The organism is Frankia sp. AgB1.9 (genome assembly GCF_016786355.1).
GTDB lineage: Bacteria > Actinomycetota > Actinomycetes > Frankiales > Frankiaceae > Pseudofrankia.
In genome coordinates, this window is the sequence record NZ_JADWYX010000068.1 from 1 (window position 1) to 26,259 (window position 26,259).

General features: G+C 70.2%; 23 protein-coding genes. 4 read left to right on the plus strand and 19 right to left on the minus strand.

Annotated features, from left to right (window positions below):
- Nucleotides 1-161 precede the first annotated feature (161 nt).
- The 13 genes from I6A60_RS24880 to I6A60_RS24940 form a co-directional block, all read right to left on the minus strand.
- The gene (locus I6A60_RS24880) at nt 162-1,274 is read right to left on the minus strand and encodes an ABC transporter substrate-binding protein (protein ID WP_307873853.1); all 1,113 of its coding nucleotides are present in this window, start codon (nt 1,272-1,274) and stop codon (nt 162-164) included.
- 481 nt (nt 1,275-1,755) lie between these two features.
- The gene (locus I6A60_RS24885) at nt 1,756-2,364 is read right to left on the minus strand and encodes a TetR/AcrR family transcriptional regulator (protein ID WP_238436176.1); all 609 of its coding nucleotides are present in this window, start codon (nt 2,362-2,364) and stop codon (nt 1,756-1,758) included.
- A 184-nt stretch (nt 2,365-2,548) separates the two neighbouring features.
- Complete coding sequence (locus I6A60_RS24890; RefSeq protein ID WP_203020927.1) at nt 2,549-4,036, minus strand: aldehyde dehydrogenase; 1,488 nt, start codon at nt 4,034-4,036, stop codon at nt 2,549-2,551.
- A gap of 14 nt (nt 4,037-4,050) precedes the next feature.
- Entirely contained in the window at nt 4,051-4,962 is a 912-nt protein-coding gene (locus tag I6A60_RS24895) for an LLM class flavin-dependent oxidoreductase (protein WP_203020925.1), read from the minus strand.
- A gap of 19 nt (nt 4,963-4,981) precedes the next feature.
- Nucleotides 4,982-6,196, minus strand: a complete 1,215-nt coding sequence (locus tag I6A60_RS24900; RefSeq protein ID WP_203020923.1) for a cytochrome P450 — start codon at nt 6,194-6,196, stop codon at nt 4,982-4,984.
- 90 nt (nt 6,197-6,286) lie between these two features.
- Nucleotides 6,287-7,147 (minus strand): mycofactocin-coupled SDR family oxidoreductase, encoded by an 861-nt coding sequence (locus tag I6A60_RS24905; protein ID WP_203020921.1) that lies wholly within the window; start codon nt 7,145-7,147, stop codon nt 6,287-6,289.
- Between the two features lie 163 nt (nt 7,148-7,310).
- Nucleotides 7,311-8,585, minus strand: coding sequence for an amidohydrolase family protein (locus I6A60_RS24910; protein ID WP_203020919.1), 1,275 nt, complete (start codon nt 8,583-8,585; stop codon nt 7,311-7,313).
- A 278-nt stretch (nt 8,586-8,863) separates the two neighbouring features.
- Nucleotides 8,864-9,751, minus strand: coding sequence for an SDR family oxidoreductase (locus tag I6A60_RS24915; RefSeq protein WP_203020917.1), 888 nt, complete (start codon nt 9,749-9,751; stop codon nt 8,864-8,866).
- Between the two features lie 101 nt (nt 9,752-9,852).
- Nucleotides 9,853-10,293, minus strand: a complete 441-nt coding sequence (locus I6A60_RS24920; RefSeq protein ID WP_203020915.1) for a MaoC/PaaZ C-terminal domain-containing protein — start codon at nt 10,291-10,293, stop codon at nt 9,853-9,855.
- On the minus strand, nt 10,290-10,718 hold the full coding sequence (locus I6A60_RS24925) for a MaoC family dehydratase N-terminal domain-containing protein (RefSeq protein ID WP_203020913.1): 429 nt from the start codon (nt 10,716-10,718) through the stop codon (nt 10,290-10,292). Before I6A60_RS24925 ends, I6A60_RS24920 begins: the two co-directional genes overlap by 4 nt.
- Before the next feature lie 234 nt (nt 10,719-10,952).
- Nucleotides 10,953-11,693 (minus strand): SDR family NAD(P)-dependent oxidoreductase, encoded by a 741-nt coding sequence (locus tag I6A60_RS24930; RefSeq protein ID WP_203020912.1) that lies wholly within the window; start codon nt 11,691-11,693, stop codon nt 10,953-10,955.
- A gap of 50 nt (nt 11,694-11,743) precedes the next feature.
- Entirely contained in the window at nt 11,744-12,370 is a 627-nt protein-coding gene (locus I6A60_RS24935) for a metallophosphoesterase (protein ID WP_203020910.1), read from the minus strand.
- 81 nt (nt 12,371-12,451) lie between these two features.
- Complete coding sequence (locus tag I6A60_RS24940) at nt 12,452-13,432, minus strand: enoyl-CoA hydratase-related protein (RefSeq protein ID WP_203020908.1); 981 nt, start codon at nt 13,430-13,432, stop codon at nt 12,452-12,454.
- Between the two features lie 343 nt (nt 13,433-13,775).
- Between I6A60_RS24940 and I6A60_RS24945 the strand changes: the two genes are divergently transcribed.
- Nucleotides 13,776-15,929, plus strand: coding sequence for an acyl-CoA dehydrogenase (locus tag I6A60_RS24945; protein ID WP_203020906.1), 2,154 nt, complete (start codon nt 13,776-13,778; stop codon nt 15,927-15,929).
- A gap of 85 nt (nt 15,930-16,014) precedes the next feature.
- Here the strand turns inward: I6A60_RS24945 and I6A60_RS24950 are convergent, their stop codons facing one another.
- The 4 genes from I6A60_RS24950 to I6A60_RS24965 all read right to left on the minus strand — a co-directional run bounded on the left by I6A60_RS24950 (nt 16,015) and on the right by I6A60_RS24965 (nt 20,526).
- Nucleotides 16,015-16,770, minus strand: coding sequence for an enoyl-CoA hydratase-related protein (locus tag I6A60_RS24950; RefSeq protein ID WP_203024868.1), 756 nt, complete (start codon nt 16,768-16,770; stop codon nt 16,015-16,017).
- Nucleotides 16,771-16,789: 19 nt separating this feature from the next.
- Nucleotides 16,790-18,253, minus strand: a complete 1,464-nt coding sequence (locus I6A60_RS24955) for an aldehyde dehydrogenase family protein (protein WP_203024867.1) — start codon at nt 18,251-18,253, stop codon at nt 16,790-16,792.
- Nucleotides 18,254-18,359: 106 nt separating this feature from the next.
- Entirely contained in the window at nt 18,360-19,313 is a 954-nt protein-coding gene (locus tag I6A60_RS24960; RefSeq protein WP_203024866.1) for a sucrase ferredoxin, read from the minus strand.
- A 16-nt stretch (nt 19,314-19,329) separates the two neighbouring features.
- On the minus strand, nt 19,330-20,526 hold the full coding sequence (locus tag I6A60_RS24965; protein WP_307873854.1) for an amidohydrolase family protein: 1,197 nt from the start codon (nt 20,524-20,526) through the stop codon (nt 19,330-19,332).
- A gap of 397 nt (nt 20,527-20,923) precedes the next feature.
- Here I6A60_RS24965 and I6A60_RS24970 point away from each other — a divergent pair, with 397 nt between their 5' ends.
- Genes I6A60_RS24970 through I6A60_RS24980 form a run of 3 tightly spaced genes read left to right on the plus strand, consistent with a single transcriptional unit; the run spans nt 20,924 to nt 24,245 of the window.
- On the plus strand, nt 20,924-22,207 hold the full coding sequence (locus I6A60_RS24970) for an amidohydrolase family protein (RefSeq protein ID WP_203024865.1): 1,284 nt from the start codon (nt 20,924-20,926) through the stop codon (nt 22,205-22,207).
- A 40-nt stretch (nt 22,208-22,247) separates the two neighbouring features.
- On the plus strand, nt 22,248-23,648 hold the full coding sequence (locus tag I6A60_RS24975; protein WP_203024864.1) for an amidohydrolase family protein: 1,401 nt from the start codon (nt 22,248-22,250) through the stop codon (nt 23,646-23,648).
- Between the two features lie 42 nt (nt 23,649-23,690).
- Nucleotides 23,691-24,245 carry a nuclear transport factor 2 family protein gene (locus I6A60_RS24980; RefSeq protein WP_203024863.1) on the plus strand — a complete coding sequence of 185 codons (555 nt, stop codon included), beginning with the start codon at nt 23,691-23,693 and terminating at the stop codon, nt 24,243-24,245.
- Between the two features lie 126 nt (nt 24,246-24,371).
- Here I6A60_RS24980 and I6A60_RS24985 read toward each other — a convergent pair whose 3' ends face one another.
- Together I6A60_RS24985 and I6A60_RS24990 are read right to left on the minus strand one after the other, a co-directional pair.
- A complete protein-coding gene (locus tag I6A60_RS24985; RefSeq protein ID WP_203024862.1) occupies nt 24,372-25,055 on the minus strand; it encodes a response regulator transcription factor in 684 nt (227 codons plus the stop codon).
- Complete coding sequence (locus tag I6A60_RS24990) at nt 25,052-26,248, minus strand: sensor histidine kinase (protein WP_203024861.1); 1,197 nt, start codon at nt 26,246-26,248, stop codon at nt 25,052-25,054. The genes I6A60_RS24985 and I6A60_RS24990 overlap by 4 nt, the downstream gene beginning before the upstream one ends.
- Nucleotides 26,249-26,259 lie beyond the last annotated feature (11 nt).

The window sequence follows — 26,259 nt, forward strand, 5'->3', positions numbered from 1 at the left end:
GCTGCCTCGCCTGCTCGCTCTGGACTCTCGCGGGCAACGCCGTACCGCGCTGGCCGCTGCCGCGCTGGGCCGCGGCCCGCCCCGCCCGCCCGTGGGGGCCCCCCCCCGGAGCCGCCTGCCTTCGCCCACCGGATTCGGCGGACGTTTCACCCATCACCGAGCTACTGGGTGAGCGACACCGTCTTGCCCTCCAGCAGTTCCCCACACAGCGGTGAGGCGCCCTTGACCGGCACGAACTTGCCGCTCTCGAACTGGGTGAACCACATGCAGTTCGCCGGGCCGTTCACGACGTGGGTCCGGTCGTTGACGTCGAAGCTGTGGTCCCCGGTCAGCCCATAGGCGGTGAAGTTGTGGACGGTGCTCAACGTGCTGATAATCTTGGCCGCGCTCGGCGTCGGGCCTGACCCCTTCAGCCCCGCCTCCAGCAGGTCCACGCCCGCGTAGCCGAAGTACTCGGCGTAGCTGGGGAGGCCGGCCAGCCCGACCGCCTTGCGCGCCGCCTGGAACCTCTGCGTCGCCGGGGTGTTCAGCTCGATCGGCTCGTAGGAGATCGGGAAGTACACGCCCTGGGCGTCTCGCTGAGCCGTCGCGCCGGCATTGATCAGCTCGGCGCCGTACCCCGTGAAGAGCACGACCGTCTTCGGCAGGCCGTTGATGTCCCGCATCGCCCTGAGCAGGGTGAAGTTGGCCGAGATGGCCGTCGTGGTCTGGAAGCCGTCGACGTGGGCGTCCTTCACCGCCAGCGCGACCGGACCGACGTCCGTGCCACCGAACGCGAAGTTCGGGTTCATGTAGCCGATCTTCAGGCCCTCGGCGGGACCGGAGACGCCCAGGGCCTTCGCGGACAGTGCCGAGTTGGGCGCGATGCCGTAGCCGAGGGAGCCGAGGATCGTGGCGCCCTGCTGCTTGAAGAACTTCGCGAAGGTGGTCGACACCAGCTCCTGGTGAGCCGGGCCGAACACCGAGAACATGTTGTGGTCCGAGATCCACTCGGGGCCGTCCTGCGCGACGCCGACGACCGGGACGTTGTGCGCCGTCAGGTAGGGCGCGGCGGCGAACAGCACGGAGGAGTACGCCATGACCACCGTGACGCGATCCTGCTGAACGAGGCGCGTCGCGGCGGTGAGGGCCGTCGCCGGGTTCGTACCCGTGTCGGCCACGACGTACTGGATGTCGATGCCGTCTTTCTTGGCGTTGTAGATACCCGCCTTGATCCCGTCGACGGCCGCCGCGGTGGCGTTACCCGGACCGGTCGCGTCCGTCAGGATTCCCACCTTGATCGAGACCCTGGCGCCTGCTGTCGGCGACGATAAAGCTCCTCCGCCGCCGCCACTTCCACTACTGCCACAGGCGGCCGCGACGAGTGTGGTGGCCGCGATCGCCGCCACTACACCAGATACTCGACGAAACACTGGTTCCTCCTTGGTCGGGTGAGCTATCGGTCGACAGCGGAACGAGCGTCGCGGCGTCGCATGGCGACGACAGAGGCGTTCATGAAGACTCAGCTAAGGAGCTTAATTTACGGAGGTTGAAACGTCCATGGCTTCGAGGTGCCGAAGAGGGGTGTCTGCCCTGCTCGCGGCGCAGGTCAGGCCGCGCGGGGTGCGCCACCGACCGCCCGCGCGCGTACGGCGATCCGTGGGCAGACCTGGCGCGCCGACGGCCGGGGCGCGAGACGAAACCTTGGTCAACGGCCAGGCCTCGTGAACAGTGCGGGAAGCAGCCCCGCGGTGCGGACCGTGCGGCCCGGGGCGGTCAGCCCGCCTCGACGCCCGCTTCGATCCCCGCGGGAGGCGCTTCGAGCGCCGCCGCGAAGAGAACCACGAGATCGGCGACCAGACGAGGGAGCGGCGCCGGCAGGCCACCCGCCCGCAAGGACGTCTGATAGCGGGCGAGCGTGTGGACCGCGCTGGTCATCATGACCATCCAGCGCTCTTCGAGGATGGTCCCCGGATGGGTCGGCAGGAGCCGGCGCAGCATCGAGGTGAACGTGTAGATCGTGTTGCTGATCTCCATGCCTTCGAGGCCCACGTAGCCGCCGCGTTCAATGACGTAGCGCGACAGGAACGCCAGGTAGAAGTTGTCCGCTTCCAGATGGCACGACAGTGCCCTGATCCAGGCCCGAACCAGATCGGTGACCCGTGGTGAACTTCCCGTGGCGAACAGGTCCGCGAGCAGCTCCACCCGCACCTGCTCGCTCAGCCGGCCCCGGTACGAGGCTATCTCCCGGATCAGGCTCTCACGATCACCGAAATGGTACTGGACCACGACGTTGTTCTTCTGACCCGCAGCCGTACCGATGTCGCGCAATGGCACCGCCGAGATTCCTCGATGCGCAAAGAGCTCCTCCGCCTTCTCCAGCAACAGGAGGCGGGTCGCCTCACCCCGGGAGTTCGACCGGTCTCGACCGCCCGCCTTCGGCGTCGGTTCCGGCGCTTGGCCGCGCGTCGAGGAAGACACCGCTTTAGTATGCCCTAGGTGCAGTGCGTGGCCGGATGAACGGCGCCGGATTCGCCGGGTGGCCCCCATCCACCCGGCGAACAGATTCCTACAGACGGTACCTGTCCGGGGTGTTTTTCAAAATGACCGTCTTCGTCTCGAGGAACGGGAGAAGACCTTCGGTGCCGCCTTCCCGGCCGATGCCGGACTGCTTGAAGCCACCGAACGCGATGCCGAAGTCGGTCGCCATCGTGTTGTGCCCGACCGTGCCCGACCTCAGCTGTCCGGCAACGGCCTGAGCCCGCTCGAGGTCGTTGGTGAAGACCGAAGCGTTCAGGCCGAAATTCGACTCGTTCGCGATCCGTACCGCGTCTTCCTCGTTTTCGGCTCGGATGACGCTGAGGACGGGTCCGAAAATCTCCTCCTGGGCGATCGTCGAACCGTTGTCGACGTCCCCGAAAACCGTCGGCTCGACGTACCAGCCACGGTCGAGGTCCCGCGGGCGGCCACCACCCGCGGCGAGCTTCGCGCCGTCCGAGATGCCCTTGGCGATGTAGCCCTCGACCCGGTCGCGCTGCCGCCGCGACACGAGCGGGCCCATCCCGGTGTCCGCCTCGAACGGATCTCCGACCTTCACCCGCGAGAACAGGTCCGCGAGCGCCTCGACCATCGCGTCGTGCCGGTCCTTGGTGACCACGATCCTGGTGAGCGACGAGCAGACCTGCCCCGTGTTGATGCACTCGAAGAAGGTCAGCGTCGCGGCTGCCTCGGCGATGTCGAAGTCGTCGAGGATGACGGCCGCCGACTTGCCGCCGAGCTCCAGCGTGCAGCGGGCGATCCGCTCGCCACAGATCGAGGCGATGCGCCGACCGGCAGCCGTGGAGCCAGTGAACGTGATCTTGTCGACCCGGGGGTCCCTGACCAGGGCCTCCGACGCTTGCCGGTCCGCGGTCACGAAGTTGATGACGCCGGGCGGCAGCCCGACCGACTCCATGATCTCGGCGAGCAGGAGCCCCTCGACCGGGGACTCGGGCGCGGACTTCACGATCACCGTGCAACCGGCCAGCAGCGCCGGCGCGGTCTTCTGGACGATGGTCGACAGCGGCCCGTTCCAGGGCACGATCGCGCCCACGACGCCGACGGGCTCCCGCACGATCAGACCGAAGCCGCCGTAGCTGGCCTTCGCCGGCTCCTCGAACGGGAAGGTGTCGGCCATCCCGGCGAAGAGCTCGTAGAAGCCCGCCTCCATGTGCGGAGCACCCCGCGCGATGGCGTGAATCATTCCGCTCTCGCGGGGAAGGGCGAGGCCGAAGTCCTCGGCCCGGTCCCTGATCCCCTTCGCGACCGCTCGCAGGTACTCGGCCCGCTCGGCGTGCGAGAGCCTGGGCCACGGACCGTGGTTGAACGCCTCGTACGCGGCGTCGACCGCACGCCTGACGTCCGCTTCCTGCGCCTCGGCCACCGTGAGGAAGACTTCCTCGGTATGCGAGTCGACGACCCCGAAGCGCGCCTCGCTGGAAGGCTCGACCCACGCCCCGCCGATGAAGAACTTGTCCGGGTGCCGCAGTGTCAACACGGTGTCTCGGGGCTGCGTCATTGCTTCACTCCCTCCTAAGAGCGGAACAGGGGTATGACCTCTTCGGCGAATCGGCGCAGGGGGTCGAGGTCGAACGGGGCACGAATGTTGAGGATGATCCACTGCACGCCGGCGTCGACGTATTCCTTGACCCGGTCGGCCACGCGGGACATGTCGTCGGCGACGAGCATGTTGTCCGTCAGCTGCGACTGGGTCGGGTCGTAAAGCCGCTTGCGCAGTTCCGCCTCGAGGCCGTTCTCCCCGACGCCGACGTAGACGAGGTTCACGCCCGTCGCGAGCCGGTCGGGGTCGGGCGCGTTCTGGCGCACGATCTCGTACTTCTGCTCGAACTCCTTCGGCGACACCGCCGCGACGTTCCAGGCGTCGCCGAGCCGGCCGGCCAGGGCAAGCGCCCTGGGCTGGGTACCGCCCACCCAGATCCGCGCCGACGGCTGGACCGGCTTGGGAACGCAGCGAGCACCGCGCAGTGTGTAGAACTCGCCGTCGTAGTCGACCACGTCGGTCGTCCAGAGCGCCCTGATGATCTCGATGGACTCGGCGAGCCGACGCAGCCGCACGCCGGGCGTCTCGAACGGAATGCCGTAGCCCTCGTATTCGGGTTTGTGCCAGCCGGCCCCGACGCCGAGTTCGAGGCGGCCGTTCGAGATGTGGTCGATCGTCACGGCCGCGTTCGCCAGGACGGCCGGATGCCGGTACCCCGCCGAGTAGACCAGCGAGCCGACCCGGACCCGCGAGGTCGTCGCCGCGAGCGCGGCCTGGCTGGCCACCGCCTCGAAGCAGGACTCGTCGAAAGCCCGTGGGTTGGCGTAGAAGTGGTCCCAGATGCTGACCCAGTCGAAGCCCAGGTCCTCGGACGCCCGCCACACCTGGTGCAGCTCGTCCATGGTGCACATCTGCGGACCGGCGTGCACACCGAAGAAAGTCACTGCTGCCCCTTGATGGTCGTCACCGGCCGACCGAGATCTTCAGATAGTCGAGCCCCCGGGTGAGGAACACGCCCCGGTACTGCCAGTCCCCCAGCTCGTAGGTGGGGTAGCGGTTCAGGAAGGCCGACAGCGCCAGCCGAGCTTCCATCCGGGCGAGCTGGTTGCCCAGGCAGAGGTGGATACCGTGCCCGAACGCCACATGCCTGTTCGAGGTGTGCCGGGAGATGTCGAACCTGTTCGGGTCCTCGAAGGCCTCGGGGTCGCGGTTGGCCGCGCCGAGCAGCGCCATCACGATCGATCCCGCGGGCAGATCCACGCCTGCCAGGGTCGTGTCCTGGGTGAGGTTGCGGGGAACGATGGTGGTGACGCCCTCGTACCGCAGGATCTCCTCGACGGCATTCGCGGTGAGGCTCGGGTCCTCGACGAGGGAGCGCCGGACATCGGGATTGCTGCCCAGCAGCCGCAGCGACGTTCCGATGAGCTTGGTGGTGGTCTCGTTTCCCGCGATCATCAGCAGGACGCAGGTGGCGAGCAGCTCCTTGTCGTCCAGGATGCCGTTCTCGTTGGCGACCAGCAGGTCGTTGATGAGGTCGTCGTGCTCCTCGCGGCGGTGCCGGTTGATCTGGTCGGTCAGGTAGGCCTTCATCTCCACGCCGGAGTCGGCGCCGCGCTGCCAGCGCACCTCGAACTCGGGTGTCCCCCGCTGCCCCGAGTCCATGAGCGCGGAGAGGTCGTCCGACCAGCGGACGAAGTCCGGCAGGTCGCTCAGCGGCACGCCGAGCAGGCGCGCGATGACCTGGGCGGGCAGCGGCCGGCAGTAGGCGTTCACCAGCTCGGCCTCACCGCCGCCCGCCAGCTGGTCGGCCAGCGCGGGGTCGTCCAGCAGATCCGTGACGACCTGCTGGATCGTGTCCTCCATCTTGCGGAGGCTGCGCCGGACGAACGCGTTCAGCGCCACCTTGCGCAGCGGCTGGTGCTTCGGCGGATCCGCGTTGATCATGATCTCGGCGCCGTCAAGAATCGGCGGCAGCTCGCCCATGCCGTACGCGGCGTTCGAGAAGATCGCCGGGGTGTGCAGCACGGTGAGCACGTCCTCGTACCCGGGCACCATCCACACGCCTAACCGCTTGTTGAGCACGACGCGGCCGGCGGAACGAATCAGGTCGTAGGTGGGGACCGGATCGGTGACGATCTCTGGGAGATCGAAATTGATGTCGACTTCCTGTGTGATCACGTTCAGCTTCCTTGTCTGCTTCGGTCCGGTACCCGGGTTGGGCATTCCGGCGGCGGCGTTCACCGGATTGCCGGCGCCCACCTCAGACGATCAGTAACCGCCGCTGTGCACCGGCGTCTTGAGCAGCGACCCGGCGTCCACGCAGATGTTCTGGCCGGTGATGTACCGGGCCTCGTCGGACGCGAGGAAGAGCGCCAGGTTGGCCACGTCCAGCGGCTGGATGTACGGAATGGGCATGCCCTGCGTCGCCTGGAAGACCGGCTCGACGTCCTCGCGGGTGGGGTTCTCGAGGTCCGGCCGGTGCAGCTTGTAGATGAGCTCGTTGTGGAGCAGGCTCGTGTTGACGTTCGTCGGGTGAATGCAGTTGACCCGGACCGGCTGCGCCATGAGGTGCGTGGCCATCTGGCGGGTGTACTCCATCAGCATCGTCTTGGCGTAGCCGTAGCCGGAGCCGCCCGGGTCGCCCTGCACCGTGTGCTCCATCTGGGCCGCGGTCGAGCCGGTGATGATGATCGAGGACCAGTCGCCCAGGTGCGGCAGGCTCACCGCGACGGCGTTCATCACCCCGAGGAGGTCGACGTCGACGGCGTCGACGAAGTCCATCGGGTTCGGCTTCTCGGGGTGCATCGGCAGGATGCCGGCCTGGGCCACCAGGATGTCCAGCCTGCCGAACTCGCGCAGACCGTCGTCCAGCGCGGACCGCAGCTCGGGCCGCTCGCGCACGTCGCCCTGGCGGGCCACGATCCGCCGGCCCGTCTCCTTCACGAGGCGCTCGGTCTCCGCGAGGTCCTCGGGCCGGGACATCGGGTACGGGTTCGACGCGATGTCGCGACAGATGTCGACCGCGATGATGTCGGCGCCCTCCTGCGCCATCCGGAGGGCGTGCGCGCGTCCCTGGCCCCGCGCGGCGCCCGTGATGAATGCGACCTTGCCTTCAAGCCGGCCTGTCACGATGCTCTCCTTGAGTTCTGATCCGCCCGCCGGTGACACGCACCGCCGGGCACTGTACGGGTCCGCTGACCAGGGCGGACGCGTCGCGGTGCCGGCCAGGCCGGGAAGCCGGGCCGACCCCGACAGCCACGGCCGCCGGGTGCGCGACGACCGGTCAACTGGCCTAGGCGAACGGCCCGAACTCCCGGAAGGCCAGCCCCAGATGAGCGGGATGCTCGTCGGGCGGCAGCGGTCGGTCGAGTTCGGCCGCGGTCGGTCCGATGCGGTCCGCGACCGGCCGCAGGACGCTTTCATCGAGCCCGTACACCCGCAGGGCGTTGTCCCCGAGGATGGCCCGGACGTCGGCTCGGGGCAGCCCCGCGAACGTCTTGCGAAGAGCCTGCGGAGTGCGCCGCCAGGTGCCTTCGACGTGCGGATAGTCCGAGCCCCACAGCAGGGTGTTCAGCCCGATGTCGTGGCGGAGCTCGGCCTCGTAGCGGGCCATGAAGCTGCACCCGACGAAGCAGTTCTCACGCCAGTACTCGCCCGGCGACCTGTCCGGCTTGTCGCTGTAGTCACGGCGCGGGTCCACGTAACAGGAGTCGAGCTCCTTGATGTGCTCGGCGACCCAGCCCGCGCGCTGCTCCACGAACCCGAGCCGCAGCCGGGGGTGCCGGTCGAAGACGCCTCCGAAGGCCATCTGCCCGAACGCCCGCCGGCTGTAGAACTGCAGCTCGGTCGCGAAGATCATCAAGGCGCCGCGGCCGGAGATCGTCGGGCGCAGGCCGCTCGCGACGTGGCAGACCAGCGGGAGGTCGATCTCCTCGACCGCCGACCAGAACGGCTCGTAGACCGGGTCGTTGTACGCGGGGTAGTCCGGCCTGGGCGCAGGGAAGTTGATCGCCCGCAGCCCGTGCTCCTTGCCCCAGACGATCTCGTCGATGGCAGCTGGAATGTCCCAGATCGGGATCTGCATGACGCCCAGGAGGCGCTCCGGGCCCACGGACGCGAAGTCCGCCAGCCACTGGTTCCAGATGTGGCCGCCCGCGGCGCGCAGCGCCGGGTCGGTGCTCGGGTCGCCCGCGTTGAAGCCGTCCGACCAGGGCAGCGGTTCCTTGTTCCCACCCCCGGCGAAGATCACCTGCGTGGCGATTCCCTCGGCGTCCATGTCACGAAGGAACGCATGCGGATCGTGGAGGCCGTCGCAGGCCAGCAGCGCCGCGTAGGCGTCGAGGGCCGGCTGGGTCGCGTCCTCGATCATCGGGTCCGGCATCGTCGACAATGCCTGGCGATAACGGTCGGCGTAGCTGTCGAAGTCGGCGAGATACCTCGGTGGGCAATACGGCCGGAGGTCCCTTTCCAGCGCCGGGCCGGCATGCGAGTCGCTGGAGACGATCAGATAGCGGTCCGTATCACTGATGACGGCGCCGGCCGCGGGCGTGCTTACGGTCAGACTCACGATAACTCCCCCAGCATGGTGCGCCGCGACGCGACGGTGCGGGTTCTGAACGAGCGAGGATCTCGACGCGGTCCCACAGTTCGCCCCATGAGCGCCTCCTCGCCTCGATGCCCGCCCGCCGACCGGCGGGCCCGGCCGTCGAACCATTGATCGACTACTAGACCCTGATGTTTAAGTTATCTGGATTACATATGAGGTGCAAGGGTGAGCCGGCAGGAACCTCTCGCCGCCGGCGCCCGGCTGGAGGCCGCGCCGCGGCCGACCTCCCGACGGGCCGATCAGTACGGCCGGTTGAGAGTGAAGGGGACCTCCGCCAGGCGCGGCGCCGCCGTCTGCAGCGCCTCCACCGTCCACCGACCCTCGGTCTCGATCCCGTCGACGATGGCGAAGGGCTGGAACAGGAGCACCTTCCCGCCCGACACGAAGAAGATCCGCCCCTCGATCGGGCAGGTCTCCGTGGCCAGGTAGGCGACGAAGGGCGACACGTTCGCCGGGTCCAGCCGCGCCACGACCTCGTCCGCCAGCGTCGCGTCGCCCGCGGGCGCGGTCATCCGGGTCAGCGCGGACGGCGCGATGGCGTTCACCCGCACGCCGTAGCGCCCGAGCTCCGAATGGCTGATCATCGTCAGGCAGGCGATCGCCGTCTTCGCGGCCCCGTAGTTTCCCTGGCCGGCGTGATTGAACAGCCCCGACGTGGAGGTCGTGTTGACCACGGCTGGATTGAGGACCTGTCCTGCCTTGTGCTGCTCGCGCCAATACTGCGCGGCGGCGCGAGTCGGCAGGAAGTGACCGCGAAGATGTACGCGGATCACGTCATCCCATTCGTCGTCGCCCATGTTGACGATCATGCGGTCCCGCAGGATTCCGGCGTTGTTGACCAGGATGTGCAGGGCGCCGAACTCGTCGATTGCCTGGCGGACCAGTCGCTGCGCGCCGGCCGCGTCGCTGACGTCGTCACCGTTCACGACGGCCCGGCCGCCGAGCGCCTCGATCTCCCGTACGACCTCGGCCGCGGGCGTGTCGTCCGCACCCGAACCGTCGCGCGCGCCGCCGACGTCGTTCACGACGACTGAGGCCCCCTCGCGGGCGAACAGCAGCGCATGCTCCCGGCCCAGCCCACGGCCGGCTCCGGTGATCACGGCGACCCGGCCCTCAAGCGCTCCCACAGGAACTCCTCACCCGTTTTCTCGTCATCGACTTCTCGGCCACTTCACTGCCCGGATCACCGACTGCCCGCGGCCACGGCCGGTACACAAGCGCCCCGGCGCTACCGGGGGACGACGAACGTCGCGGTGCCGGTCAGGTGCTCCTCACCGTTCTGGCGCGCACAGCGCAGCGCGACGTCGACGAGGCGCTGACCGTCCACCTCGCGGCGCGCGACCACCTCGGCCGAGTACGTCAGCACGTCGCCCGGCCAGGCCTGGCGGGCGAAACGCACGCCGAAGGCGCGGACGTTGCGTGGCCCGAGCCAGTCCGTCACGTACGTGGCGAGCACACCGGCCTGGCGCATGCCGACGGCGAAGGGGCCCGGATAACCCGCCGCGGTGGCGAACGCCGTGTCGTGGTGGATCGGGTTCAGGTCGCCCGAAGCGCCCTGGTAACGAACGAAGTCAGTCACGGTGAGGGGCCGTTCGACCCGTGGCGGCTGCTGGGTACCGACCTGCAGGTCGTCCCAGGTCACCACGCCGGCTGAGTCGGGCGCGCTCATGCGCCGGCCGGGCGCGAGGTCGCGATTGAGGTACCTGTGACCTCGGCGACGAGTCGGCCGGTCTCGTCCCGGTACTCGGTCACCACCTCGGTGAAGGTCATCTCGCCGCCGCGCCGGCCCTGCTTGGCGTAGGTCCGGCCAAACCTTGACCGGCCGACGAGCCGGGTGCCCGCCACGGGTGGGCCGTCCGGGAAGGAGAAGTCCTGCGCACCGTGCAGCATCCGGCTCATATCCAGCGGCTCGACCTCGTCGTACGGGCTCGACCCCGGCACCTGCGCCTGCCAGAAGGCCGCCGACATCAGGAAGGTCACCGGCGACACCACGTCCGGCTCGGTCCGCAGGTACTCCTCGTGCGACGACCCGGTCGCGCGCGCGAACTCACGGATCTTGCCCAGCTCCACGAGCATCGGGAAGGGCTCTGCCACGCTGACCTCCGGGCTGCGGGAAGGGTGCGAGACCGGCCCCTGGATCGATGGGCTCAGCCGGAGTTCCCTGATTCGGGAGACTCCGCGCAGGGATCGGGCAGGGCCGCCGCTGGCCAAAGTCTAAGTACATTGACTCAATTTGGTCAACCGCCACAGCTGGGCGCCGCGCCTGCGGTCGCCGCGGTCAGGGGCGGGAGTAGCGAGTTCCCAGGCCGCCCGCCGGCTGGCCCGCGCTCAGCGGGCGGTCAGCCCGCCGTCGACGACGATGGCCTGGCCGGTGATGAACGAGGCGTCGTCGGAGGCGAGGAAGGCCGCCACCCTGCCGATCTCGTCCGGCTCGCCCCACCGGCCCATCGGGACCCGCAGCTGCTCGAGGAGCCCGGCGCCACCGTCGTGCGCGCCGTGCATCGGCTCGGTCACCCTGGTTCGGACGTAGCCCGGGCAGATCGCGTTCACCCGGATGCCCTGCTTCGCGTGGGCGAGCGCGAGCGTCTTGGTCATCCCGATGACGCCGTGTTTCGCGCTGGGGTAGCCGGTCTGCTCGATCCCGCCGATGAGCGAGCCCGTGATGCCCGCGACGGACGAGATGTTGATGATCACGCCGCGGCCGGCCCGTTCCAGCTCAGGAATCGCGTACTTGCAGGCGTAGTAGGTGCCGGTCAGGTAAAGCTCGACGGACTTCTTCCAGTCGCTCACCCGGCCCCCGGCGCTGGTGATGAGTGTGTCCAGGCCCCCGAACTCCTCGACCGTCGCCGCGACCGCGCGGGCGACGGACTGCTCGTCGGTCACGTCGGTGACGACCGACGAGGCGGTACCGCCCGTCCCTTGGAACTCCGCCACGGCGTCACGGGCGGCGGTCTCCTCCAGGTCGGCGACCATCACCGACGCGCCTTCCGTCGCGCACGCTCGCGCGCAGGCCCGGCCGATGCCGGATCCGCCACCGATGACCAGAACCGGTCGTCCCTTGAGTCTCACTGCTTATTTCCTCCTCGGGTGGCCGCCGGCGGGACCAACCGAAACGCGGGTCACCGGCCGCCGACAGGCCGCGGTCCCTGCTGGAACGGGTGTGGGCCGGGCCCGGTCAGCCGCAGCTGTTCCCGGCCGGTGCGCAGGTCGTGAATCACGACCTCGAATCCCCCGGTGCCGATGTCGAGGATTCCGACCGTGCCGACCAGGCCGAGGTAGCCGTACGGCATGGTCGGGCTGCCCGGGTTGACCAGCGCGGTCCCGTCGTCCAGGCCCCACACCGCCGGGACGTGCGAGTGCCCCGACACCGCGAAATCGACTGGGCCGTCGAAGGTCCGCACCAGGATCTCCCGGACCGCGTCGTCGGGACGGCCCTCGGTGTGGCCCAGGTCGTGGGTCATGCCGATCCGGAGGCCACCCGCGTCGAGGACGACGACGTCGCGGACACGCGGGTCCGGGGCGACGCCGGGGCGGCGGCGCCGCGGCCGGTACGGGTCGCCGTTGCCACGGCTGGCCAGCGTCGGAGCCAGCCGCTCCAGCCGGTCGACGATCTCGATCGTGTGCAGGTCGCCGCAGTGCAGGATCTGGTCGCAGCCGGCCAGCGCCGCGTAGGCCGCGGCCGGCAGGTCGTCGCCCGCCTCGGGAATGTGGGTGTCCGCGAGCAGGCCGATCCGGTACCCGGTCATCGGGGTACCGGCCCGGCCCATCGCGCGGGACCGGCCACGGGCGAGGCGTACGTCCGTGTGTCAAGCATCCGCTGGCCGGACCTACTGCGCGGCGTCGCCCGCGGGGTACTCGATCCCGAAGTGGTCGTCGCGCCAGTCCACCGCGGACCGAAGCCCGCCTTCCGCGGAACGCTTCCAGAACTCGTCGGCGTTCGAGCCGTAGCTGCCGCGCACACCCGCCGAGTGGACGTCCATGCTCCAGCGCATGCCGGTCCGGAAGCCCTGCAGCTCCAGCTGGCGGTTGACGGCGGCCTTGGTCGACATGAGCAGGACGGGATCGGTCTTCGCGATGCTCCGCGCCAGCTTGTCCGTCTCCTCGTCCAGCCGGTCCGCCGGGTGCACGTCCGAGGCCCAGCCCCAGTCGTAGGCCTTCCTGCCGTCCATCGGGTCGCCGGTGAAGAGGAAGTGCTTGGCTCGGCTCGCGCCCATCAGCCAGACCTCGTACTGGTAGCCCTCGATCGTGAGCTGCCGGATCGTGGGGAAGCCGATCTGGGCGTCCTCGGCGACGATCCGCAGGTCGCAGAAGCCAGCCAGGTGGGTGCCGCCGGCCAGGCAGTAGCCGTGGACCTGCGCGATGACCGGCTTGTGCAGGTCGAAGATCCGGAAGTAGAGCTCCCTGGCGAAGAACTCGTACTTCGCGAAGGTCGGGTGGTCCTTCTTCGGGTCGTAGTAGACGCCGCCGGGCGGGTCGCCGACGTCCGCCCACGCGATCGACCGCCGGTAGTCGTCGGGGTTGGGGTTGTTGGCCTCCGCCTTGCCCGGCGTGAGGTCGTACCCGGAGCAGAAGGCCGAGCCCGCGCCCTTGATGATGACCACCCGGATGTCCGGGTCCATGTCCATTTCGTGCAGGCCCATGGCCAGCTCGCAGATCCTGGCGTAGCTGAGTGGGTTCCGCTTCTCGGGACCATTCAGGATAAGGCGGCCGATCGGCCCGTCCTTTTCATAAATGATCTCCTCGAAGTCGTCGGTCGGAATGCGCTCCTCATATTTCCAGGGCGGCAACCCTATCTTCTTCTTCGTCACTACGCCTCCTCAGGCCGCGTCTAAGCCGGGCAGGTGAGCCACGGCTGGGCCCGGAACGCGCAGCCCAGCCGGGCCGACGCCCGCGCGGCGTCCCGCCCTCGTCCTCACTACCACCGGCCGGCACGCGCGGGCCGCCGAGCACCCCTTGTCTCGCGGCGGCGGACGCCGGCGAATGATCCCGCTCCAAGGGCGCGCCCCCATCGCTCGGCGACGCTATCTTAAGGACAGAGACTTATCAATAGGTCGGTGGCGTGGCCTCGACGCCCGCCACACAAGGAACTGTCATCCGTGCGTCAAGCACGGGTCGAGACTCCGCGCACGGTCCTAGCGAAGGAAGTGTGTCGTGCCGATCGCCATCTCCGAAGACCACCGGGCCCTGGCGGATGCCGCGTCAGACCTGCTGACCAAGCGCGACGCGCGCGCGGCGGCCCGGGCCCTGCTGGAGGCGCCGGACGAGTCGTTACCGGCCTGCTGGCGCGAGACCGCCGACCTGGGCTGGCTCGGCCTGCACCTGCCCGAGCAGTACGGCGGATCGGGCTTCGGGATCGAGGAGCTCGTGATCGTGGTCGAGCAGCTGGGCCGAGCCGTGGCACCCGGCCCGTTCGTCCCGACGATGATCGTCAGCGCGGTCGTCGCCGCCGGAGCCGACGAGGCGACCCGGGCCCGTCTGCTGCCCGGCCTGGCGAGCGGCGAGCGCACCGGCGGCGTGGCGTTGACCAGCGAAGTCACCGTGGCCGACGGCAGGGTCTCCGGCGAGGCCGGTCCCGTTCTCGGAGCGGCGCTGGCGACGGTCCTCGTCCTGCCCGTCGGCGAGGACGTCGCCGTCCTCGAGATGGGCGACGGCGTCACGGTGGAAGCGCCACCGAACCTGGACCCGACCCGTCGTTCCGGCCGGGTCACGCTCGACGGCGCGGCCGCCACCGTCATCCCCGGTGGCCGCCGCCTGCTGGTCGACCTGGCCCGGACGATCCTGGCCGCGGAGGCGGTCGGCGTCGCGGGAGCCTGCACGGACGCCGCCGCCGAGTACGCCAGGGTCCGAGTCCAGTTCGGCCGCCAGATCGGCATGTTCCAGGCCGTCAAGCATCACTGCGCCAACATGTGCGTCGCGAGCGAGAAGGCGACGGCGGCGGCGTGGGACGCGGCCAGGGCCGCCGCCAGCGGTGGTGACCAGCTGACCTACGCCGCCGCGGCGGCGGCCGCGCTCGCCGGCCCTGCCGCGTACCTGTGCGCGAACCTCAGCACCCAGGTGCACGGCGGCATCGGCTTCACCTGGGAGCACGACGCCCACCTGTACCTGCGGCGAGCCACCGTCCTGCAGGCACTGCTCGCGCCAGAGACGGCGGCGGCGGACCTGGTGGAGCTCTCCCGCCGGGGGGTCAGCCGGGACAAGACCATCGAGCTGCCACCCGAGGCCGAGGCGTTCCGCGCCGAGATCCGCGCCCTCGCCGGCGAGCTGGCCGGGCTGGAGAGGACGGCGCGGCGACGACGACTGATCGACACGGGCTACCTCATGCCGCACTGGCCCAGGCCGTGGGGACGGGAGGCGGGGGCGGTCGAGCAGGTCGTCATCGAGCAGGAGCTGATGGCCGCCGGCATCGACCGCAAGATGGACCCGATCACCGGCTACCAGATGGTCACCCTCATCCAGCACGCCACCGCCGAGCAGGTCGCCCGCTGGGTGCCGCCGGCGCTCGCGCAGGAGACCATCTGGTGCCAGCTGTTCAGCGAGCCCGAGGCCGGTTCCGACGCGGCAGGCATCAGGACCCGCGCCACCCGCGCCGAGGGAGGCTGGCTGCTCAACGGCCAGAAGGTCTGGACCAGCGGAGCGCAGTTCGCCGCGAAGGGGCTCGTCACGGCGCGGACGAACCCCGACGCGCCGAAGCACAGGGGCATCACGACGATGGTCGTCGACATGTCGGCGCCCGGCATCGAGATCAGGCCGCTGCGCCAGCCCGACGGCAGTGCCCACTTCAACGAGGTGTTCCTGACCGACGTGTTCGTGCCCGACGCCGACGTCGTCGGAGCCGTCGACGACGGGTGGAACGTGGCCCGCGCGAACCTCGGCAACGAGAGCATCAGCGTCGGGCGCGACGACTCGAACATGTCCACGCCGGCGACGACGCTCCTCGACGCCTACGACGCGCACCCCGACCGAATGCCAGGCGGGGCCGTCCGGATCGGCTACTACATCGCGGGGCTGCAGGTGCTGCGGCTGCTGAACCTGCGGCGGGCCAGCCGGGCGCTGGCCGGCGCCGGGCCCGGGCCGGAGGGCGCGATCACGAAGCTCGTCATGTCAGAGCTCGCGCACGAGGTCGCGGCGATCCTGGCGGTCGCCGGAGCGCCGGACCTCGTCTTCGTCGACGGCGACGGGCTGCGGCCCGCGATGCTGAACCTGACGCACCGGATCTGGTCGATCGGGGGCGGCACCTCCGAGATCAAGCGCAACCAGATCGGCGAGCGGATCCTGGGCCTGCCCCGCGACCCGCTGTTGAAGTAGGACAGCGTGTGCGCCGCGCCGTGGCGGCACGGCGCTGCGCACGTTCGTCCTGTCCCGGCAGGTGCGCCCGGTCAGCGGACGTCCGTCAGCGGCCGGTCCAGACCGGGCGGCGCTTCTCCAGGAACGCCTGGATTCCTTCCTGCCCGTCCGCCGAGTCGGCGAGGTGCGCCATCGCCCTGGTGGTGGCCGCCCAGCCCTCGTCGTCGGCGGCCCGCGCCGCCTCGTTCACCGCGGCCAGGGACGCCTGGACCGAGACGGGGGCGTTCGCGCAGATGCGCTCCGCCAGTGTGACCGCCCCCTCGAGCGCCTGGCCCGGTTCCGTGAGCACGTTGACGAATCCGGCCGAGTAGGCGCGCTCGGCGTGCAGCGGGGCGCCGGTCAGGATGAGTTCCCGGGCCAGGTTCAGCGGAAGGCTTTGCGGCGCCCGGAACAGCCCGGCACAGGTGGGAACGACGCCGATGGCGACTTCCGGCAGGCCGAAACGCGCGGTCGTCGACGCCACGACGAGGTCGCAGGCCAGCACGATCTCCATGCCGCCGCCGAGCGCCGGGCCCTCGACGGCGGCGATGAGTGGCTTGCGGCGGTCGCGGCGGATGATGCCGTACTCACCGCCTCGCTCGGTGACGTAGTCCCCCCTCGAGCGCAGGTCGCTGCCGGCGCTGAACACCGAGGTCGTTCCGGTGAGCACGCCGGCCCAGAGGTCGGTCTCGTCGTCGAGCCGGTTCAGCGCGCCATCGATCGCGTCGGCCAGCGCGCGGTCCACCGCGTTGCGTTTCTCCTCCCGGCACATCGAGATGACGAGCACCCGCCCACGCCGCTCGGTCTGGACAAGCTCGCGCATCGCGGTCCCCATCTGTCGGTCAGAGCTCGTAGGCGATCCGGACGCTCTTGAGATAGCTCATCTCGTGGAAGCCGGCAAGACCGCACTCCCGGCCGTAGCCGCTCTCCTTGACGCCGCCGAACGGGAACGACGGGTCGCCCACCCGGTAGGTGTTGACCCAGACCGTCCCGGCGTAGAGCTCGCGGGTCATCCGCTGCGCCCGGTGGATGTCCTTCGTCCACACGCTGGCGCCGAGGCCGTAGTCGGTGTCGTTGGCCAGCGCGAGCGCCTCCTTCTCGTCCGCGAACGGCACCACGCACGTCACCGGCCCGAACACCTCCTCGCGGAAGATCCGCATGGACGGGTCGACGTTCGTGAAGACGGTCGGCTCGAAGAAGTACGGGTGGTCGGCCAGCTCCGGGCTGGTCGGCCGGCCGCCACCGCACGCCGCGGTCGCGCCCTCGTCGAGGCCCATCTGGACCATCCGGCCGACCCGCTCGACCTGCTGCCGGGAGGTCAGCGGACCGATCGCGGTCTGCGGGTCGGACGGGTCGCCCAGCGGGAAGGCTTTCACCGCCGCGACCAGGCGCTCGACGAACTCGTCGTAGATGGAGGCCTGCACCAGCACCCGGGACGCGGCCGTGCAGGACTGCCCGGTGCTGCCGGTGAACCCGCCGGAGATCGACCGCACGGCGTTGTCGAGGTTGGCGTCCTCGAAGATGACGCTCGGCGACTTCCCGCCGAGCTCCAGCACCATCGGCACGAAACGCTTCGCCGCCGCCTCGGCGATGAGCTGGGCCGCCGCGCCGCCGCCGGTGAAAATGATCTTACGTACGAGCGGGTGGTCGCAGAGCGCGGCACCGGTGACCGGGCCGAGCCCGGAGACGATGTTGATGATGCCGGGCGGGATGTCGGCCTGGCGGGCGACCTCACCCAGCGCCAGGATCGAGCACGGGGCGAACTCCGACGGCTTCACCACGATGGCGTTGCCCGCCGCGAGGGCCAGCGCCGCCTCCTGGACCATGACGCCGAGCGGGTTGTTCCACGGCACCTGCACCGCGATGACGCCGTACGGCTGGCGAACGGTGTGGCACATCAGCGCCGGCGAGGGGCCCTGCTGGATCTCGCCGACCGTCGCGGACATGCACAGGCCGGCGCCGTAGCGGAAGAAGTTCGCGATCTGCCCGGTGACCCCGAGCGCCTCCCGGATCGGCTTGCCGCAGTCGCGCATCTCCAGCCGGGCCAACGCCGGTCCGGCGGCCTCCAGGGCGTCGGCGAACCGGTCCATCGCCTGCGCGCGGCGGCGCGCGTCGTGGCGCCACCAGCCCTCGGTGAACGCCTTGTGCGCCGAGCGGACGGCCCGGTCGACGTCCGCGGCCGTGGCGGCCGGGATCTCCGCCCAGTCCTGCTGCTCGTAGGGAGCGAGGCAGCGCAGCGTCTCCCCCGACTCCGACTCGCAGTCCTCGTTGTCGATCGTCATGTAGAAACTCTCGAGCGCGGTCACCGCGTCTCCTCAACTCTCGTCGCTGTGAACCGAACTGGCTGTGCACCGGGCCGACGGCGGCCGCAGCCTTCCGGTCGCGCCGGCCGTCCGTCCGGTGAAGGCAGGGCTAGTCGCGAGTTACCGCCGAGACGGCCCATTCGATCTGGCTCTTGGTGGCCGACGAGGGCGGGCTCTGGCAGTCGGGCGTCGGCACGGCACGGCCGCGCTCGACGTCGGCCGACCACGTGACGGTCGCGCCGCCGTCGGCCACGCAGGTCAGGTCGGCGCGCGAGCCGTCGAACGAGCCGGAGCGCGGGGAGTCCAGCAGGCTCCAGCCGACCCGGCGCAGGACCTCCAGTTCGAGCGCCTGCACCTGCGGGCCGCCCAGGCCGCAGCAACCGCGGTAGTGGCCGGCGACGTCGGCGAAGTCGCCCTCGCGGCGCAGCACCGTGGCGACCAGGTCCTCGTCGCCGTAGGCCCAGGCCGTGCCCTCCGGCAGGACCAGGAAGGTTGCGGCGAAGCGGTGGCCGCCCAGGTGGCTGGTTCGCCGGTACGTGACGCCGTCGGGCGCCCCGGCCGCCGCCAGCCGGGTGGCGAGTCCCGCGCCCAGCCGCCCGCAGCAGCTGTCCCGCTGGCCGTGGCCGCACACCAGGACGTCGACCCCGCCGGTCTCCAGGTCGCATGGCCCCGGGTTCGCGGCGCCCGCCAGCAGGTCGACGACGGCGGCGGTCAGCGAAGCGCCTACCGCGCGCTCGAACCGCCGGTAGCCGGTGAACGGGCCGCCACCCGGCGGCCGTGCGTACAGGATGACCCGTCGTTCCTCCGGACGGGCGTCCGGGTCAGCGGGGACCACGGCCTGTACCCGATAGCCGACCGGGCTCAGAAGAGGCGCGACCGCCGCCGCTTCGGGGGCCTCGCCGACGTCGCCCGGCCACGGCAACGGGAGCTCCAGGAGGAGGAAGCCGGGGTACGTGCCGCTGGTCGCGATGGGGGAAAGAGCCGCCACCCGCGACCAGTCGCTACATCTGATCTTCGCTTCCGGGTCCAGGTCCGGTGGGCTGGCCCAGGTCAGGTTCGCCATGAGGTCGGCCGGTCCCTCAGGCCGCGAACTTCATGACGGCGGCGAGGTTGCCGCCCATGATCCGCGCGATGTCGGCCGGCGGCAGCCCGTCGAGGCGCTTGAAGTAGTCGGCCGGAGCCGCCAGGCCCTCGGGATGCGGGTAGTCCGAACCGAACAGGACCCGGTCGGCGCCGAGGAGCCGGACGACGTCAAGCGGGTCGTCCTCGTGGAACGGATGCACCCACACGTTGCGCCGGAAGGCCGCGACCGGGTCCTCGTCGAACAGGTGCGGGTTGCGGCCGTAGGTGTGCTCCAGCACGTCGAGCAGCGGGCCCACCCACACCGAGCCGTTCTCGACCGGCATGACCCGCAGCGACGGGAACCGGGTGAACAGGCCGTGGCAGACCGCCGAGAGCATCGCGTCGAGGATGCCCCGGTGCTGGTGGCGGAAGACCTCCTCGAACGCGCTCTGCGACTTGAACGGCAGGAACTCCCCACCGCCGCCGCCCTCCCACACGTTGAGGTAACGGGTCGACCCGTCGTCGGAGGCGTGCATCCCGACGGCGATGTCCGCCTCCACGACCTTGCGCCAGAACGGGTCGAACTCGGGCAGCGCGAAGGAGCGGGTGCCCTCCAGGCCCGGCACGGGCGCGGGCCGGATGAGCACGATCCGCGCCCCCCGGCTGACCACGAGCTCAAGCTCCTCGATCGCCTTCTCGACGATCGGCAGAGTGATGACCGGGGTCGGGAAGATGCGGTCCCGGTAGTTGAAGGTCCACTGCTCGTACATCCACTCGTTGAACGCGTGGACGACGGCGTGCATCGCCCGCGGGTCGTCGGAGAGCCGCTCCTCCAGCAGGCTGGCCAGGGTCGGCCACATGATTGCCCGGTTGATGCCCAGCTCGTCCATCAGCCTCAGGCGCGGCTCGGGGGCGAAGTAGGCGTCCACCGCGCGCATCGGCTCGCCGAGGATCTCCCGGCGGGACCGGCCCTCGGGGTTGCCGTTCTTGAAATAGTCCTGCTGGGCGCCGGGCCGGGCGACCACCTCGAACGTCGGGTTCGGGATGTAGTCGGAGATCGCGTTCTTCACCGCGATCTTCGTCCGGCCGTTCACCTGCACGTACTTGATCAGGCCCGAGTACCGCGCCGGCAGGTGCCTGGTGAACGCGTCCTGCGTCTCGTACATGTGGTTGTCGGCGTCGTTGATCGGGCAGTCAACTGAACCATCCGTCACGGCTTCCCCTTATTTAAGTTCCTGAGCTTATACAGTCCACCACGTCGGCCCGGCGCGACGCAACCGCCCCTGGCCACCTGACCGAGGTGTCGGCTACGCTCGCTCGTCGAGCGGCCTCGCGCCGCCCACCGCCTGGCCGACGAGCGCCGTTCGATGCCTTTGGCTCATGCCTCTGCGCTGGTCCGGACGCTCGACAGGGGAACGACGGGGGCGCATGGCGCAGCCGGCGGCGACCGCCACTACGGTGGACCGCTCGCCCGCCGGACTCGACCCCGGACCACGACGTCACTTGCGCCACCGAAGGCCGTTGTTCCATCGTTAAGCTAGGCGTATTATCTCCGGCGCGTGGCGTTCGCAGGATCCGACGTCGCCGTCACTTCACCCATTGGAGTCCCAGATGCAGAGCCACTCCACTGGCCGTCGCTACGTGCTCATCTCGACGGACTGCCATGCTGGCGCGGATCTCCGCGACTACAAGCAGTACCTGGAGCCGCGGTGGCACGAGGAGTTCGACCACTGGGCCGACAACTACTTCGATCTCTGGGGTGACATCGACACCGAGTCGGAGTGGAAGGCCGGCGTGTCGTCGTACATGTCGCCGCTGAACTGGGATTCGGGCAAGCGCCTGGAGGCGCTGGAGACCGAGGGGATCGCCGCCGAGGTGATCTTCCCGAACACGGTGCCGCCGTTCTTCCCCAACGGTGCGCTGGCCGCGCCCGGCCCGCGCAACCAGGCGGAGTACGAGCGCCGGTGGGCCGGGATCAGGGCCCACAACCGGTGGCTCAAGGACTTCTGCGACCAGGCCCCCGGCCGCCGGTTCGGGCTCGCCCAGCTGCTCATCGACGACATCGACGACGCGCTCGCGGAGATCCGGTGGGCGAGGGAGGCGGGGATGCGCGGCGTGCTGCTCCCCTCCGACCACCACCTGAAGCTGCACAACCTGTACTACGCCAAGTACGACCCGATCTGGGCGCTCTGCCAGGAGCTGGGCATGCCGGTCGGCCGGCACGGCTCGATCGTCGGCTCCGACGAGGAGCGCGACTCGGTCGACGTGGCGCACGCCTGCGGGGTCTACGAGACCCTCTACTTCGGGCAGCGCACGCTGTTCCAGCTCGTCTTCTCGGGTGTCTTCGACCGGTTCCCGGACCTGAGGTTCACCTTCACCGAGCTCGGCACCGGCAGCTGGGTCCTCGACCAGATGCCAGTGCTCGACGGCTTCGCCCGCGGCGCGCAGGTGCCCGGCACGATCCCCGAGATGTTCGCCGGCGAGGCAATCTCCAAGCTGAAGCTGCTGCCGAGCGAGTACTGCCGCCGCAACGTCTGGGTCAGCTCGCTGTTGATCGGCGGCGACGTCCAGCGCCGCGACGACATCGGCATGGACCGGCTGATGTGGGGCGCCGACTTCCCACACCACGAGGGCACGGCCCCGCACACCCGCAAGGTGCTGCGCGGGCTGCTGCAGGGCGTGCCCGAGGACGAGATCCGCACGCTGCTCGCGGGGAATGCCGCCGAGCTGTACGGCGCCGACCTCGACTTCCTGCAGGGCGTGGCCGACCGGGTCGGCCCGACCGTGGACGAGGTCGCGACGCCGCTGCGGCCGGACGAGGTCCCCGACGACCCCGCCTTCGCGTATCTCGGCGACAAGCGCGAGGGCCGCCGCATCTCGATCGCCGGGACCTGATCCCCCGGCGCGCGCGCCCCGACCGACGAGGACGGAGATCATGGCAACAGGCGAGGACAGCTTAGGACCCGCGTTCCTCACGCCGCTGGGCACGGACGAGTACGTCCCTCCCCCGCGGACCGCGACCCAGCTGCACGCGAGCGCGACGGCCGCCGAGACGGGTTCCGAGGCCGCCGAACGCACGCAGGCACCGATCCAGCGCTACTGGGCCGGTCGCCGGGGAACGGCCGCCGGACTGCTGGCACTGAACGAGGCCGCGGGCGACGCCTTCTACGACGTCCCGGCGGAGGCCGCGCTGGACGACGCGGCGGCCGAGGAGGCCTTCGCCTCCGACGGCCCGGTCATCGACGTGCAGACGCACTGGGTCGCGAGCCGCCCGAGCCTGCGCACCTTCCAGGACCACGTCCTCGGGAGCTACCGGCACCTGGGTCCGGACTGGTGGACCGGGCTCGAGGGAGTCACCGCGTTCACGATGGCGGAGTACCTGCGCTGCGTGTTCGTGGAGAGCGAGACCGCGCTCGCGGTCATCAGCTCGACCCCCGGCACCACCGAGGGCGAGATGCTGCTGACCAACCGCGAGATGGCCGGCATGCGCGAGCTGTTCGACCGGATGGCCGGCTCCGGCCGCCTGCTCAACCACACCGTCGTGCGGCCCAACATGGGCGAGATCGACCGGATGCACGACTGGACCGCCGCGTACCAGCCGTCGGGCTGGAAGGTCTACACACTCGGTCAGATGAGCGACCAGTACGTCGGATACGACCAGGACTTCGCCTGGCGCCTCGACGATGACACGACCGGCCGGCCCTTCCTGGAGCAGGTCCGGGCGACCGGCGTCAACCTGGTCTGCGCGCACAAGGGCGTGAGCGGGCTGGTGGCGTCGGGCTCGCCGAGCGACGTCGGCCCGGCCGCGCGGGACTTCCCGGACATCAACTTCGTCGTCTACCACTCGGGCTACGAGCCCGGCCTCGGCGAGGTCCCGTTCACCGCGGAGGCGGCCGACATCGGCGTCAACCGGCTGATCGAGTCCGTCCGCGGCGCCGGTCTCGGCCCGGGCGACAACGTGTACGCAGAGCTCGGGACCACCTGGTTCTGCCTCGTCAGCCGCCCGGTCGAGGCCGCCCACGTCCTCGGCAAGCTCCTGCTGCACCTCGGCGAGGACAACATCGTCTGGGGCACCGACGCGATCTGGTACGGGCCGACCCAGCCGGTGCTGGACGCCTTCCGGAAGTTCCAGATCCCGGACGCGATGTGCGAGCGGTACGGCTACCCCAAGCTCACCGCGACGGCCAAGCGCAAGATCGTGGCCGAGAACGCCGCCCGGCTCTACAAGGTCGACCTGGCCGGCCTGGCCGACAAGGTCAAGAACGAGAACGTCCTCGGCTGGACGAAGGGCGTTCTGGAAACCTTCGACCGCCACGGCCTCGCCACCGGCGGGTAGCAGCCCATGCCGCCCACACACCCCGATCCGGACGGCGGTTCCATGGACGACGCGACCCAGCAGCGGCTCCTGCGCCTGGCCGACCGGGCGGACATCATCGACTGCCTGGCCCGGTACGCCCGCGGGATGGACCGGCTGGACCGTGAGCTGGCCCGCTCCGCGTACCACGACGACGCGATCGACGACCATGCCGGCTTCGTCGGGCCCGTGGACGCGTTCCTCGACTGGTCCTTCGCCTACCACCGCCAGCAGTTCCGCCACCAGCACTACGTCACGAACCACCACATCGAGCTGGCCGGCGACGAGGCGCACGTCGAGACGTACTACCTGTTCGTCGCCACCGAACGCGACCCGAACGAGCCGCTGAAGGTCTACGGCGGCCGTTACGTCGACCGCTTCGAGCGCCGCGCCGGGCGCTGGGCGATCGCGGCCCGCGTCTGCCTGCCGGAGTGGCGCGCCGAGACGACCGTCTTCCACCCGGACCTCGGCGGGGCGGTGCCGCTGGTCAACGTCATCGCCGAGGACCGCACCGACACGTCCTACCTGCGGCCCCTGGTAGTCCAGAGCCCGGCGGCGGCAGACGCCGGCACGAAGTAGACCGAGACACCCTGCGACGACCGTTGGGCGCTGGCCGTCCACCTGGGTCAGCTCGGTCGGCACGGGCCCTTGAGGATGTCCAGTCTGAGGAGACGCGACCGACGTACGGGCGGGCTGGGCAAGCCCCTAACGTCTACGCGGCACGAGTCCGGTTTCGAAGGCGATGATCGCCAGGTGGACGCGGTCCCGAGCCTCGAGCTTGGCGAACAGACGCGCGACATGGGTCTTCGCGGTCGCCGCGCTGATCACCAGCCGCTCGGCTATCTCAGTGTTCGACAGCCCCTGTCCGACCAGTGCCAGCACCTCGCGCTCCCGGTCGGTGATCCCCGCGATGGGACTCGAGTCCGCGGCGGGCCCGGCGTCCGGTTCGGGGGCCGCGGGGCCGGACGTTCCGGCGAAGTCCGCGATCAGCCGTCGGGTCACGCTCGGCGCGATGAGCGCGTCGCCCGCGGCCACCACGCGGATCGCTTCCAGGATCGCGTCCAGGGCCATGCTCTTGAGCAGGAAGCCGCTGGCCCCGGCGCGCAGTGCGCCGTAGACGTACTCGTCGTGGTCGAAGGTCGTCAGCAGCAGCACCTTGGGCGGGTCCGGCTCGGCGGTCGCCTGTCGGGTCGCCTCGATCCCGTCCACGCCCGGCATCCGGATGTCCATCACCACGACGTCCGGCCGCAGCTCACGCACCAGGCGCACCGCCTCGCGGCCGTCGCCGGCCTGGCCGACCACCTCCAGGTCGTCGGTGTCGCCGATCAGCATCGCGAGCCCGACCAGCATCAGCGGCTGGTCGTCGACCAGCAGCACCCGCACGCTCATGCCGGGAGCCTCGCCGTCACCCGGAATCCGCCCTCCGGACGCTGGCCGGCGCTGAACTGGCCGGACAGCAACGTCACCCGCTCGCGCATGCCGAGCAGGCCGAAGCCGCTCCCGCCGGCCGCCGAGTGCCTCGGACGGCCCGGCCCGCCCAGACCGTCGTCCCCGTCGTCCACCACCTCGATCCTCACTCCTTCCGGCTCGTAACCGACCGCGACCCGGCACGTCCGCGCCCTGGAGTGCCGCACCACGTTCGTCACCGACTCCTGGATGATCCGGAACGCCGACAGTTCGATCTCCGGCGGCAGTGGACGCTGCTCGCCCCGCCAGGTCACATGAACCCGCACCCCGGCGCCGGCCGTACGTTCGGCGAGCTGCGGGACGTCGGCCAGGCTGCCGGCCGGCGCCAGCGGAGCGGCCTGCGGCATGGCGTCGTCCGGCTCAGCGCGGCGTAGCGCCCCGAGCATGCGCTGCAACTCCAGCAGCGTCTCCCGGCTGGTGGTCTCGATGCCGGTCAGCGCCTGCCGCGTCTGCTCGGGCTTGGTCTCCACGACCCGCGCCGCCGCTCCCGACAGCACCGTGATGATCCCGATGCTGTGCGCGACGCTGTCGTGCAGCTCGCGGGCGATCCGCAGCCGCTCGGCCATGACGACGCGGGCCGCGGTCTGCTCGTCCAGAGCTTCGAGGTATTCACGGCGTTTGCGATACACCCCCCCGAAGACCCACGCGACCGCGAACCACACCGCGAGCCACCCGGCCCACTGGACCGCGTCACCGACGTTCTCTCCGCGGACGCCGATGTCGTTGACGAACGCGGCCGCGACGCCCGCGACGGAGCCGACGGCGGCAGCCTTCGGCCGCCGGGCGGCGATGTACCCGCTCAAGGCGACGAGCAGGATGAACACGACCAAGGGCCGCGCGCCGAAAATGTCGCCGAGGGCTGATTCGCCCAGGACCGCCGCGAAGACGGCCGCCGGCAGACGGCGCACCAGCAGGATCGGAAGGGCGAGCACGACGCAGAGACCCATCGTCTGGTAGCGCCCGAGGTCGGGGAACCGGAACAGGCCGTCGTCAGGGCTCGGCGTCGTCAAGACGAGCATCAGCGCATAGAAGCCGGTGATGGCCAGCACCACGGCCTGTGACATCAGCCAGGTCACGCGCTTCGATGTCGAGAGACGCTGGAGAAGCCGTTCCATACAGAGATCGT

Bases quoted from the DNA above. Each gene is read 5' to 3' on its own strand.
- I6A60_RS24970 (WP_203024865.1), top strand. From the start codon at position 20,924: ATGCAGAGCCACTCCACTGGCCGTCGCTACGTGCTCATCTCGACGGAC.
- I6A60_RS24935 (WP_203020910.1), bottom strand. From the start codon at position 12,370: ATGACCGGGTACCGGATCGGCCTGCTCGCGGACACCCACATTCCCGAG.
- I6A60_RS24920 (WP_203020915.1), bottom strand. From the start codon at position 10,293: ATGAGCGCGCCCGACTCAGCCGGCGTGGTGACCTGGGACGACCTGCAG.
- I6A60_RS24960 (WP_203024866.1), bottom strand. From the start codon at position 19,313: ATGGCGAACCTGACCTGGGCCAGCCCACCGGACCTGGACCCGGAAGCG.
- I6A60_RS24975 (WP_203024864.1), top strand. From the start codon at position 22,248: ATGGCAACAGGCGAGGACAGCTTAGGACCCGCGTTCCTCACGCCGCTG.
- I6A60_RS24980 (WP_203024863.1), top strand. From the start codon at position 23,691: ATGGACGACGCGACCCAGCAGCGGCTCCTGCGCCTGGCCGACCGGGCG.
- I6A60_RS24890 (WP_203020927.1), bottom strand. From the start codon at position 4,036: ATGACGCAGCCCCGAGACACCGTGTTGACACTGCGGCACCCGGACAAG.
- I6A60_RS24985 (WP_203024862.1), bottom strand. From the start codon at position 25,055: ATGAGCGTGCGGGTGCTGCTGGTCGACGACCAGCCGCTGATGCTGGTC.
- I6A60_RS24990 (WP_203024861.1), bottom strand. From the start codon at position 26,248: ATGGAACGGCTTCTCCAGCGTCTCTCGACATCGAAGCGCGTGACCTGG.
- I6A60_RS24950 (WP_203024868.1), bottom strand. From the start codon at position 16,770: ATGCGCGAGCTTGTCCAGACCGAGCGGCGTGGGCGGGTGCTCGTCATC.